The sequence below is a fragment of the Allobosea sp. GW822-FHT05A11 genome (assembly GCF_058800455.1).
Map to the genome: position 1 here is coordinate 381,251 of NZ_JBXAMI010000001.1, position 12,543 is coordinate 393,793.

The following is a 12,543-nucleotide window of genomic DNA, read 5'->3' on the forward strand; positions in this document are numbered from 1 at the left end:
GAAGAATGACTGCAAACCGGACTGAGGCCAGCGATTTCGCGTGATCCGACCGATCAACGGGGCGGATCGATCGGCCGCCCGTTACTTCACCAGCAGCCAGTCGTCGATCACCAGCGCGTCGAGCCCGCTCGTATAGAACATCAGGATCGCGTCCTCCGCCGTGTGCAGGATCGGCTTGCCCATGATGTTGAAGGAGGTGTTGAGGATGACCGGCACACCTGTCAGCTCATGGAAGGCCGAGATCAGCGCGTGATAGCGCGGGTTACGTTCCGCCGTGACGCTCTGGAGTCGGCCGGTCGCGTCCTCATGGACCACGGCCGGGACGCGGTCGCGCACCGCTTCCTTCCAGACCAGGGTGCGCTCCATATAGGGCGCGTCCTGATAGTTCTCGAACCAGTCGGCGGCGTGCTCGGCCAGGATCGAGGGCGCGAAGGGGCGGAAGGCCTCGCGATACTTCACCTTGGCGTTGAGGATGTCCTTGGCGTCGGCAGGGCGCGGATCGGCGATGATCGAGCGATTGCCGAGCGCGCGCGGCCCGAACTCGGCGCGGCCCTGCACCCAGCCGATCAGCTTGCCTTCGGTCAGGAGCTTGGCGGTGACCGGAGCGATCTCGTCGGGGCCAAGCTTGCGCAGGCGCTTCTCCCAGAGCTGCATGCGCTCGAAGGGCTCGGTCGAGACGGTCGAGCCGAGATAGGGCGTCAGCGGTCCCTTCGGCGCGCGCCAGTCCGGATTGGCCTCGGCGTGGGCAAGCCAGGCCGCGCCGATCGCGTTGCCGTCATCAGCAGGGGCCGAGGGCACGAAGACCGTCTTGAAGCCATGGCGGCCGGCGATCTTGCCGTTGAAGGAGGAATTCAGCGCGCAGCCGCCGGCCATGACGAGGTTTTCGCTCGGGACCAGCGCCGCGGCCTCAGCCAGCAGGGCCTCCATCATCTCGGCGAAGACGTCCTGCCCGCAGCGGGCGAGGTCGGCCCAGCCCTGGTCGAGCGCGTCCGCCGGACGCTTGGCCAGAATCTCGGCGGCGACAGCCTGCACCACGTCGGCCTTGGCGAAGGAGAGCTTATGGCCCTCGATGCTGTACAGCTTGCGCAATAGCGCCATCAGCTCCGGGTCGGTCTTGCCATAGGGGGCCAGTCCCATGATCTTCCATTCCTCGCCCTTGGCCTGGTCGAAGCCGGCGAGATCGGTGACGAGCCCGAAATAGAAGCCGATCGATTCCCGGCCACGATGGCGCTTCACTTCGCGGAGCCTGCCGTTCTCCAGCGCAAAGATGGCGGAGGCGCCGGTCTCGCCCATGCCGTCGACGACGAGGCAGGCGGCATTGTCGAAGGGCGAGGACCAGCAGGCATAGGCCGCGTGGCTGAGATGGTGGCCGTAGCGCGTGAGGCCGGTGACATTGGCCTTGCCATAGGCGCGGTCGAGCCCGAGCAGGACGCCCATGCCGGCGCGTTGCTGCGCCGCATGAAGCGAGGCGATCAGGGCACGCTCGGTGCGTTCCGGCACCAGAGAGCGGTTGAGTTCGGGCGAGAGCTTGAGCAGGGCGTCGAGCGTGAAGGAGCCGGCGCGGGCCATCTGGTCGAGGAAGCCGGTGAAATCCTCGCCCCAGCTCGTGGCGATGCGGACCTCGGCATCTTCAGGGATGTAGCGCTTCAGCAGGCCTTCCATGCGCGGCGCCGAATCGGGCTCGCAGTTCGGCGCGCGCTTGTATTGCAGGTAGCGCTCGGTCGCCTCGGCGAAGAGCACCTCGCCATCGGGGCCGATGATCGCGATGGCGGGATCGTGGAAGGTGGTGGCCAGGCCGATCGTATAGCTCATGGCCGAAAGCCAATAAACTCCCGGACCCGGGAAGCCAAATCGCTCAGGGCTTGCCGATGGCGGCTTTCATCAGCGCCTTCGAATCGGCGCTCGCCCAATCGGCCGGGCCCTGGATGATGCCGAGCTCGCAGCCCGCCTTGTCGACGATGATGCTGACAGGCATGCCCTCGACCTTGTGCGCGGCGCGCAGCGCCTGGAAGGTCGCGGCCTGCGGATCGCCGTAGAAGGGCAGGGCCGTGACCTTGTTGTCGGCGAGCCAGGCCTTCGGTTTGTCGAGATTGCGCGTGTCGATATTGATCGCGACCACCGCGAAATCCGGCCCGCCCATCTCCTTCTGGAGCGCGTCGAGCGCCGGCATTTCCTTGAGGCAGGGCGCGCACCAGGTTGCCCAGAGATTGACCAGCAGCGTCTTGCCTTTGAACGCGGCCAGCGTCATCGGCTGGCCGTCCGGGCCGGTGAAGGCGAGTGCAGGCGCCGGCTGCGGGCGCGCACGCAGCTCGACCGCCGCGACCTCGCCCTTGACCAGCGGCTTCATGCGCTCGGCCGCCGCGCTTGCGGCGCTGCATGATCCGTTGCCGGCATCGCCCCGGACGGAGTAGAAGGCGGCTACGCCAGCGAGGCCGAGCGCCGCGACGACCCCGAGGGCCAGTCCGATCTTTTTTCCAGACGTCATTATGCGTCCTCAAAAGCAGGAAAGACCGTCGTGAGCAATCGCATGTGGGGTGGGCGTTTCGCCACAGGTCCAGGCGTCATCATGGAGGAGATCAATGCCTCCATCGATTTCGACAAGAAACTCTGGCGCCAGGATATCCGCGGCTCGCTGGCGCATGCGGCAATGCTGGCCGAGACCGGCATCCTGACCAAGGAGGATGTCGCGACGATCACCGCCGGCCTGAAAAAGGTCGAGGGCGAGATCGAGAGCGGCGCCTTCACGTTCTCGCGGGCGCTCGAAGACGTCCACATGAACATCGAGTCGAACCTCAAGGACAAGATCGGCCTTGCCGCCGGCCGCCTGCACACGGCTCGCTCGCGCAACGACCAGGTCGCGACCGACATGCGGCTCTGGGTGCGCGACACGCTCGATGAGATCGATGGCCAGATGGCCGACCTCCAGCTTGCGCTGGCCGAGAAGGCCGACACCTATGCCGGCGCGGTGATGCCCGGCTTCACCCATCTGCAATCGGCGCAGCCGGTCACCTTCGGCCATCATCTGCTCGCCTATGTCGAGATGCTCGGCCGCGACCGCAGCCGCATCCGCGATGCCCGCGCCCGCCTCAACGAATGCCCGCTCGGTGCGGCCGCGCTCGCCGGCACCTCCTTCCCGATCGACCGTCACATGACGGCGAAGGCGCTCGGCTTCGACCGGCCGACGGCGAACTCGCTCGATTCGGTCTCGGATCGCGATTTCGTGCTGGAGACGCTCTCGGCGGCCTCGATCTGCGCGATGCATCTCTCGCGCTTCGCCGAGGAGATCGTGCTGTGGTCGACACCGCAATTCGGCTTCGTCCGGCTCTCCGACGCCTTCTCGACCGGCTCCTCGATCATGCCGCAGAAGCGCAATCCCGACGCGGCCGAGCTGGTGCGCGGCAAGGCGGGACGCGTCTTCGGCGCGCTTCAGGCGCTGCTGACCATGATGAAGGGCCTGCCGCTGACCTATTCGAAGGACATGCAGGAGGACAAGGAAGGCACGTTCGACGCGCTGCAGACGCTGTCGCTGTGCCTCGCCGCGACCGCCGGCATGGTCCGCGACATGCAGCCGGATCTCAAGGTGATGAAGAAGGCGGCCGGCCTCGGCTATGCGACGGCGACCGATCTTGCCGACTGGCTGGTGCGGGTTCTGAAGATGCCGTTCCGCGACGCGCATCACGTCACCGGCCGCCTCGTCGGTATCGCCTCGGAGAAGAAGGTCGGGCTGGAGAAGCTCTCGCTCGCCGAGATGCAAGGCGTGGAGCCTGCCATCACCGAGGCCGTCTTCGCCGTGCTCGGCGTCGACCAGTCGGTGAAGAGCCGCGTCAGCTACGGCGGCACGGCCCCGGCCAATGTCCGCAAGCAGGCCCGTCGGTGGCTGAAGCAGTTGGCGAAGGGCTAGGGCCGTCGACATTTGATCGCAGCGGCTTGGACCACCCCTTGTCATTCCGGGGCGCGCCGTAGGCGCGAACCCGGAACCCACGACTGGGTAGGACATCCAATGCCCTGTTGCAGGCGGCTCACCCGGTCGTGGATTCCGGGTTCTTCGCTCCGCGAAGCCCCGGAATGACAGATGGGGAGCCGTCACAAGCGCTCGCGCTCCGCCGCATCCTCCGCTAAGGTCCCGCCACGTTTTGCCCGAGGGTTCGTTTTCGTGCTTGATTCCCGCCTGAAACTCGGCCGCACCTTGCTGGTCGTCGGTCTCCTGGCCGTTGCTCTCGGCGCCTGCGGCCGCAGGGGGCCGCTGGAGGCGCCGCCCAATGCGACCGGCGCCATCGACCTGCCGGACGACCAGATCGGCGCGAAGGAGAACGATCCGTCCTCCCTGGGCTCGGCCTCGGTCCTGGCGAAACCGGCCAAGACCAACAAGGCGATCGTCATCCCGAACAAGCCTTTCGTTCTCGATCCGCTGATGTGACGGCCGGCCGACTGCCGGCCTGATACAAGGGCCGTCATGCTCGGGCTTGACCCGAGCATCTCCTGGACGAGATTCTCGGGTCTCCGCTTCGCTTCGCCCGAGAATGACGCCTGCGGACCCGCCTTTCCCTTACTGCGAGCTCATCCCATGCATCATTTCGCCTATTGCGACGGCTCGCTCCATGCCGAGGGGGTCGATCTCCAGCGGATCGCGACTGAGGTCGGCACGCCGGTCTATGTCTATTCGAGCGCGACGATCGAGCGGCATTACAAGCTGTTCGAGGCGGCGATGAAGACGACCGCGCCGGCCGGCAAGACCCATGTCTTCTACGCCATGAAGGCGAACGGCAATCTCGGCGTGCTGAAGACGCTGGGCGCGCTCGGCGCCGGCATCGACACCGTCTCGGAAGGCGAGGTGCGCAAGGCACTGGCCGCGGGCATCCCGCCCGAGAAAATCGTGTTCTCCGGCGTCGGCAAGAGCGAGCAGGAACTGCGCTTCGCGGTCGAGGCCGGGCTCTACCAGGTCAATATCGAGAGCGAGAGCGAGCTCGACCTGCTCTCCAAGGTCGCGGCGTCGCTCGGCAAGCGGCAGGAGGCGGTGTTCCGGGTCAATCCCGATATCGGCGCCGGCGGCCATGCCAAGATCACGACCGGCTCGTCCGAGAACAAGTTCGGCGTCTCCTTCGAGGAGGTCGGCCGGCTCTATGCGCGCGCGGCCAACATGGAAGGCGTCCGGATCATGGGCCTTGCCGTCCATATCGGCAGCCAGATCGGCGAGATCGACGCCTTCGAGGCGGCCTATTCCAAGATGGTTGCGCTGGTCGGCGACCTGAAGGGCGAGGGCCACCGGGTCGATCGGCTCGATCTCGGCGGCGGGCTCGGCATTCCCTACGACATCCCGAGGACGTTCGATTACGGACCGGGACTGATCGAGGCCTATGCCGCGATGGTCGCCAAGGTGACCAAGGGGCTCGATGTCGAGCTCGGCTTCGAGCCCGGCCGCCTGATCGTCGGCAATGCCGGCATCCTGCTGACGCGGGTGCTGCATCTCAATCCGCGCCCGACCAAGCAGTTCCTGGTCGTCGATGCGGCGATGAACGATCTCGTCCGGCCGGCGATGTACGAGGCCTATCACGAGATCTGGCCGGTGACGGAGCCGGCGATCGGCGGGCCGGAAGCGGCGTATGACGTGGTCGGGCCGATCTGCGAATCGGGCGACACCTTCACGACCGGGCGCAACCTGCCGCAACTCCGGCAGAACGACCTCATCGCCTTCATGACGGCCGGCGCTTACGGCGCTTCGATGTCCTCGACCTATAACCAGCGCCTGCTGGTCGCCGAGGTCATGGTCAAGGGCGACCAGTACGCCGTGACGCGGCCGCGCCAGAGCTATGAGGAGCTCATCGGCACGGACAAGCTGCCCGGCTGGTTTGCCTGATCGGTTCCGCTCCGTTCACGAAAGGCGGAGCGCTGTGCGTTGGCGGGTCTTCGCACTGGCAATGCCACATTCCCATGCTAGCCTGATTTGGTCAGGCGAGTTCAGACAGGAATGGGGGCTGCCCGGAGCGATGGCATGAGCGAGGCAGAGCGCCGCAAGGCGCCCGACACGATCGACGGCATCCGCCGGCGGCTCTCCCGTCTCGCGCTGGCCTCGCGCGTCTCGCTCGGCTGGGAGCGGCTATGGCCGCGACTTTGGCTGCCGCTCGGCGTCGTGCTCGCTTTCCTCGCGGCCTCCTGGTTCGGCCTGTGGACGCATCTGCCCTGGTATGGCCGGATCGTCGGCGTTCTCGCCTTCGCAGGGACTTTCGCCGCCAGCCTCTGGCATGTCGCCCGCCTTGTCCTGCCGACGCATCGCGATGCATTGACTCGGCTCGACCGTTCCTTCGTCGATGGCCACCGCCCGGCCTCGTCGCTGGAGGACAGTCTTGCGATCGGCTCGGCCGATCCGGTCTCGCAGGCGCTGTGGAAGCTGCATGTCGAGCGCCAGAGCCGGCAGGTCGCCGCTTTGCGCGTCCAGCCGCCGCAGCCGCGCATGGCCGGCCACGACAGGCGGGCGCTGCGCGCCGTGCCGCTGCTCGCCGCCATCACCGGCTTCTTCGTTGCCGGGCCCGAACTCACGCAGCGCCTTTCCGCCGCTTTCGACTGGAAGGGACCCTCCGCGATCGCCGCCTCGACCCGGATCGACGCCTGGATCGATCCGCCCGCCTATACGCGCCTGCCGCCGATCCTGATCGATTTCGCCAAGCTGGCGAGCCCGCATCTGAGCGCGCCCGAGAAATCGGTCATCGTCGTGCGCATCGCCGGCAAAACCAACATGGACGTCGCCACCACCGGCCGGCTCGACCTGATCAAGCCGGAGGCGAAGGACGGCGAGGCCAAGGATGGCCAAGCGAAGCCCGCTCAACCGGTTGGACCGCAGCAGGCGGTCCTGGAGAAGCGCTTCACGCTCGCCGGCAACGGCACGCTGAAGCTCACCGGCAGCGGCGCGCCCGGTACCACGCTCACCATTACCTCGGTTCCCGACCAGCCGCCGACCATTGCCTTCACCGACCCGCCGAAGCCCATCACTGGCGCGCAGTCAGGGGGATTGGGCATCACCTACAAGGCCAGGGACGATTACGGCATCGCCTCGATCGAGGTGAATGTCTCGCGTCCGGACGTGGCCAAGGGCGGGCGCTCGCTGGTCGAGCCGCCGAAGCAGAGCCTCGCCGTGCCGTCCTCCGCCTCGGGCGAGGAGGAGAACAAGAGCACGGTCGATTTCTCGGCCCATCCCTGGGCCGGCGCCAAGGTCAGGATGGTGCTGATCGCCAAGGATGAGGCCGGGCAGGAAGGCCGCAGCGAGCCGCTCGAGGTCGTGCTGCCGCAGCGCACCTTCACCAAGCCGCTCGCCAAGGCGCTGGTCGAGCAGCGCCGCAAGCTCGTCATGGATATCGAGGACCGCTCCAAGGTGCAGCTCGCCATGGATGCGCTGATGATCGAGCCCGGCCTCTTCATGAAGGAGCCCGGAATCTATCTGGGCATGCGGATGCTGACCGAGCGCCTGCGCCGGTCCGGCAGCGACGATGAATTGCGCGAGGTTTCCGAGCTGATGTGGGCGATGGCGCTTCAGCTCGAGGATGGCGACATGTCCGATGCCGAGCGCGCGCTCCGGCAGGCGCAGGAGAACCTGCAGCAGGCGCTGGAGCGCGGCGCCTCCGAGGAGGAGATCAAGAAGCTCACCGACGAGATGCGCCGGGCCATGGACAATTTCATGCGCCAGCTCGCCGAGCAGATGATGCGCCAGCAACAGCAGAACGGCGATCGCGACCAGGCGCGCCTGCCCGAGAATTTCCGCACGGTGACGCCGCGCGACCTGCAGAACATGCTCGACCGCATCGAGGAACTCTCGAAGCGCGGCGACATGGCCGAGGCGCAGCGCCTGATGGAAGAGCTCAATCGGATGCTCAACAATCTCCAGATGGCGCGCCCGGGCCAGCAGGACCCGCGCCAGCGCGAGATGAACCAGGCGCTCGGCGATCTCGACCGGATGACGCGCGACCAGCAGAACCTGCGCGACGAGACCTATCAGAACGAGCAGCGCCGCCAGCAGGGACAGGGCCAGACCCAGCGCGGCCAGCGCCCCGGCCAGCAGCAGGCGCGTCCGGGCCAGCGCCAGCAGGGCCAGCAGGGGCAGCGCGGTCAACAGGGCCAGCGCGGCCAGCAGCCGGGGCAGCAGCCCGGCGAGCAGGGTGAGGACGGCGAAGGCGGCGAGGGCATGCAGGGCCAGAACGGCCAGGGGCAGGGCCTGTCGCAGCGCCAGCAAGCCCTACGCGAGCGCCTGCAGGACCTCCAGCGCCGGATGCGCGGCATGGGCGCGCCGCAGAATGGCGAGCTCGACGAGGCCGAGGACGCGATGCGCGAGGCGGAAGGGCAGCTCGGCCAGGGCCAGGGCGAAGGTGCCCTCGATGCGCAGGGCCGTGCGCTCGAAGCCCTGCGCAAGGGTGGCCAGAATCTCGCCCAGCAGATGCAGGGCCAGCCCGGCGAGGGCGAAGGCGAGGGGCAGGCCTATGGCGAGCCGGACGGACGTCAGCAGGGTCGGCCTTCGGCGCAGCAGCGCGGCAGCGAGGACCCGCTCGGCCGGCCGCAGCGCCAGCGCGACTGGGCCGATGGCCGGGTCAAGGTGCCCGGCGCCGACGAGAGCGCGACCCAGCGGGCGCGGCGCATCCTGGAAGAGCTGCGCAAGCGGCTCGGTGATCCCTTGAGGCCGACGGAAGAGCTGGATTATCTGGAGCGGTTGCTCAGGCGGAACTGAGCGAGCGCAAGGCCGTCATGCTCGCCCTCGTGGCGAAGCATCTCGGAAACGCGAGCCTTCTCGTTGCGAGATTCTCGGGTCAGGCCCGAGAATGACGCTCTGGTCCTAGGTCTTCCGCCCACCGCCGCTCGCCACCAGTGCCCCCACGACGATCAGCGCGCAGGATGCCGCGAGCAGCCAGCTCGCCGGGGCATAGCCGAACAGCACGAGGATCAGCGTCGAGAGCACCGGCGCGGCATAGGAGGCGACGCCGAGCAGGGCGACGTCGCCCTGCTTCATGCCGATGTCCCAGACCACGAAGGCGAGCCCGATCGAGCCGAGGCCGAGACCGAGCACGCCGCCCCATTCCACCGCCGTCAGCGACCACAGCGTGGTCTCGAAGGCGAGATGGCAGGCGAATGCCGGCACGGCGCAGCCAAGCACGGTGATGCAGAGGCTCTCGGAGGGGACGGTGGCGAAGCGGCGCGAGGCGACCGAATAGCTCGCCCAGACGAAGGCGCCCAGCGCCGCCAGCACATGACCGAGTGCGAGTCCGCTGCCGCTTCCGAGGCCGCCCGAGACCAGCAGGCCGGTGGCGACCAGACCGATCAGCGCGCCGACAAGATGACGGGGCTTGAGGCCGCCGCCCGGCAGCAGCGCCGCGAAGAGGACGATCAGTAGCGGCCAGAGGTAGTGGATCAGGTTCGCCTCGGCCGGCGGGGCGGTTTTCACCGCGGCATAATAGAGCGCGGTGTCGCCGAACGGGCCGTAGAGCCCGAGCGCGAAGGAGGCTGGCGTTGGGCGGATGCGCGAGAGCTGCCCGCGCAAAGCCGTGATCGCGAGGATCAGCAGGCCGCCGATGATGAAAGTCATGGCGACGAGCTGGAACGGCGGGACGCGCCCCGACATCGCCGTGAACAGCGCCAGCGTCGACCAGAGCAGGATGGCGCAGAAGCCGATGAGGGTCGCGGTGCGGGCGGTCATGACGGGGCCGGATGTGAAGATCGCGCGGCGATAGCAGGTTTCACGGGGCTTGCCGATGGGGCCTTCGTTTCCGTTGGCGTCATTCTCGGGCTTGACCCGAGAACCTCCGGTTCATGAGGCGCCGCAGCCCCCTCCGGCATGAGATGCTCGGGTCAAGCCCGAGCATGACGGGTGCATGTTGCACCGCAACTCAGCCTCGCAGCCATGGGCGTCATGCTCCCGGCCCCGTTGACCGCAAGCAAAAGCAGGCTCATTGCCTGCTTTATGACCACGATCCCGCTGCAATCCGTCGCTCGCCGTCCGCTGATGCCGGTTCTGGCGGCGCTCAGCGTCGCGCATCTGCTGAACGATCTCGTCCAGTCGATGATCCCCGCGCTCTATCCGCTGTTCAAGGAGAACTATCAGCTCGATTTCGTGCAGATCGGCCTGATCACGCTCGCCTTCCAGGTCACGTCTTCGCTGCTGCAGCCGATCCTCGGCTTCGTTACCGACCGCAAGCCCTGGCCCTATGCGATGGTCGCCGGCATGTGCTCGACGCTGGCGGGCCTCCTGATGCTCTCCTTCGCCCATAGCTACGCCATGGTTCTGCTCGCGGCGGGCCTGATCGGCCTTGGCTCGGCCGTGTTCCATCCGGAGGCGACGCGGATGGCGCGCCATGCCGCGGCCGGCCGTCAGGGCCTGGCGCAGGGTGTGTTCCAAGTCGGCGGCCATATCGGCTATTCCGTCGGTCCGCTGCTGGCGGCGGCGGTGGTGATGCCGCGCGGGCAGGAGAGCCTGTCCTGGTTCTCCGGCGTGGTGCTGGTGGCGATGCTGGTGATGGGCTGGCTCGGCGCGCGCTATTCCGCGATGCGGCGCGAGCAGAAATCGTCCTCGGCCCATGTCGAGGAAAGCGCCAGCCACGGCCTGCCGCACGGGCGCGTGCTGCTGGCGATGGCGGTGCTGGTCATGCTGCTGATCTCGAAGAACGGCTACACGGCGGCCTTCACCTCCTATTACACCTTCTACCTGATCGAGCGCTTCGGCATCGAGATCCAGCTCTCGCAGATCATGCTGTTCCTCTATCTCGTCGTCGGCGCCATCGGCGTGATCGTCGGCGGCATGATCGGCGACCGGATCGGCCGCGACCGGGTGATCTGGCTGTCGATCCTGGGTTCGCTGCCGTTCGCGCTGATGCTGCCCCATGCCGACCTGTTCTGGACCGGCGTGCTCAGCATCGTCGTGTCCTTCATCATGTCGAGCGCCTTCTCCGCGATCCTGATCTACGCGATCGACCTCGTGCCGCACCGGGTCGGCCTCGTCGGCGGGCTGTTCTACGGCCTGTCCTTCGGGCTCGGTGGCGTCGCGGCGGCCGGCATCGGCCTGCTCGCCGACAAGATCGGCATCATCGAGGTGTTCAAGATCTGCGCCTGGCTGCCGGCCTTCGGCCTGCTGACCTTCCTGCTGCCGAAGGGCGGCCGGCAGAGCTGAACGGGGCGGTTTTTCGTCGCTTATATCAGGGCCGCCGACGACAGCCGGCGGCCCTGACGCATTGAACCCACATTCACGCGCTAGCGCTGGCCACCCCCGGCCGGGTGCTGACCGGCCGCTGCAGAGGTTGGCTGATGCTGGTTCAGATCGGAACGCTGATCGCCGCGACGAGTCTGGTGCAGCTCGCGAACGGCTTCTTCAATACGTTCCTGTCCTTGCGCCTGACGCTCGAGGATTTTGGCCCGGCTGCGACCGGCATCGTGCTCAGCGCCTATTTCGTTGGCTTCACCATCGGCGCGGTGTCGAGCGGCGGGGTGATCCAGCGCGTCGGCCATATTCGCGCCTATACGGCCTTCGCCGGGCTGGTCGTGGTCGCGACCGCGCTGATGCCGCTCTGGACCTCGGCGCTGGTCTGGGCCACCTGCCGGATGGTGATCGGCATCGGCTGCGTCGGGCTCTTCGTGACGACGGAGAGCTGGCTCAACGCCAAGGCGATGCCGGACCAACGCGGCCGCATCTTCTCGACCTATATGGTCGGGACCTTCGTGGCGCTGGCGATCGGCCAGCTTGCGGTGGCCGGGCTCACGATCCAGGCGGCGGGGGCGTTCCAGGTCGTCATCGCGCTCTTCGCGCTGGCTCTGGTCATGGTCAGCACGACGCGGGCGGAAGCGCCTGGCCTCAAGCCTGAGGCGAAGCTGCGCTACGGCGAGCTCTCCCGGCAGGCCCCGATCTCGGTTGTCGGCTGCGTGGTCAGCGGCATCGTGACCAGCGCCTTCTACGCGCTGGTGCCGGCCTGGATGCTCAGCAACGGCGCGCCGCAGCAGACGATTGCACTGTTCATGCTGGTCGCGGTGCTGGGCGGGCTCGCCTTCCAGGTGCCGGTCGGGCGCCTGTCTGATCGTAATGACCGCCGCCTCGTGCTGGCAGGGCTGGCGGTCGGCTATGCGGTGGCCGTGATCCTGCTGGTGGCGATGCCGCGCTCGCTCCTCGCGGTGCTGCCGGTGGCGGCGCTGCTCGGCGGCTTCATGTCGACGCTCTATCCGGTCTGCGTCGCCCATGCGCTCGACCGGATGCCGGCCGACCGGGTGGTTGCGGTCAGCGGACGATTGATCCTGGTCAGCGGCTTCGGCTCGGCGCTCGGGCCTCTGGTCGGTGCCGGCATCATGGCGCGCTTCGACATCGACGGGCTGCTCTATTTCATGGCGGCGATCGCGCTCGTGCTCGCGGGTTTCGCCGGTCTGCGGATGCGGATGCGCGAGGCTCCGGACAAGGTCGAGCGGCCCTTCGAGGTCATCGACCCGCTCAATCCGGGGATCACGCAGACGCCCGAGGCGACGGAGCTCGACGGCACACCCCGTCCCGCCATGGCCTGACCGAAAAGCAGGACCGCCGCCCGTTGCCGGGCG

9 protein-coding genes are annotated in these 12,543 nt (G+C 67.6%); 6 read left to right on the forward strand and 3 right to left on the reverse strand.

From position 1 onward, the window contains the following. Positions 1–81: 81 nt before the first annotated feature. Both AC1RLU_RS01865 and tlpA read right to left on the reverse strand, forming a co-directional pair. Positions 82–1,812 carry a carbamoyltransferase family protein gene (locus AC1RLU_RS01865; protein WP_492793626.1) on the reverse strand — a complete coding sequence of 577 codons (1,731 nt, stop codon included), beginning with the start codon at positions 1,810–1,812 and terminating at the stop codon, positions 82–84. A 43-nt stretch (positions 1,813–1,855) separates the two neighbouring features. Beyond that, positions 1,856–2,485: a thiol:disulfide interchange protein TlpA gene (gene tlpA, locus AC1RLU_RS01870; RefSeq protein ID WP_492793627.1), complete on the reverse strand. Its 630-nt coding sequence runs from the start codon at positions 2,483–2,485 to the stop codon at positions 1,856–1,858. Between the two features lie 30 nt (positions 2,486–2,515). On the opposite strand from tlpA, the gene argH reads away from it, so the two are divergent. The 4 genes from argH to AC1RLU_RS01890 all read left to right on the forward strand — a co-directional run bounded on the left by argH (position 2,516) and on the right by AC1RLU_RS01890 (position 8,707). Continuing rightward, positions 2,516–3,901, forward strand: coding sequence for an argininosuccinate lyase (argH, locus tag AC1RLU_RS01875; protein WP_492793628.1), 1,386 nt, complete (start codon positions 2,516–2,518; stop codon positions 3,899–3,901). A 252-nt stretch (positions 3,902–4,153) separates the two neighbouring features. Further along, positions 4,154–4,417 carry an LPS translocon maturation chaperone LptM gene (gene lptM / locus AC1RLU_RS01880; protein WP_492793629.1) on the forward strand — a complete coding sequence of 88 codons (264 nt, stop codon included), beginning with the start codon at positions 4,154–4,156 and terminating at the stop codon, positions 4,415–4,417. A 147-nt stretch (positions 4,418–4,564) separates the two neighbouring features. Then, positions 4,565–5,854 (forward strand): diaminopimelate decarboxylase, encoded by a 1,290-nt coding sequence (lysA, locus tag AC1RLU_RS01885; RefSeq protein WP_492793630.1) that lies wholly within the window; start codon positions 4,565–4,567, stop codon positions 5,852–5,854. Between the two features lie 135 nt (positions 5,855–5,989). Then, entirely contained in the window at positions 5,990–8,707 is a 2,718-nt protein-coding gene (locus AC1RLU_RS01890; protein WP_492793631.1) for a TIGR02302 family protein, read from the forward strand. A gap of 105 nt (positions 8,708–8,812) precedes the next feature. Here the strand turns inward: AC1RLU_RS01890 and yddG are convergent, their stop codons facing one another. After that, the gene (gene yddG, locus AC1RLU_RS01895; protein ID WP_492793632.1) at positions 8,813–9,670 is read right to left on the reverse strand and encodes an aromatic amino acid exporter YddG; all 858 of its coding nucleotides are present in this window, start codon (positions 9,668–9,670) and stop codon (positions 8,813–8,815) included. A 264-nt stretch (positions 9,671–9,934) separates the two neighbouring features. Here yddG and AC1RLU_RS01900 point away from each other — a divergent pair, with 264 nt between their 5' ends. Both AC1RLU_RS01900 and AC1RLU_RS01905 read left to right on the forward strand, forming a co-directional pair. Then, entirely contained in the window at positions 9,935–11,137 is a 1,203-nt protein-coding gene (locus tag AC1RLU_RS01900) for an MFS transporter (protein ID WP_061970055.1), read from the forward strand. A gap of 134 nt (positions 11,138–11,271) precedes the next feature. Then, on the forward strand, positions 11,272–12,510 hold the full coding sequence (locus AC1RLU_RS01905; RefSeq protein WP_142113247.1) for an MFS transporter: 1,239 nt from the start codon (positions 11,272–11,274) through the stop codon (positions 12,508–12,510). Positions 12,511–12,543: the final 33 nt, after the last annotated feature.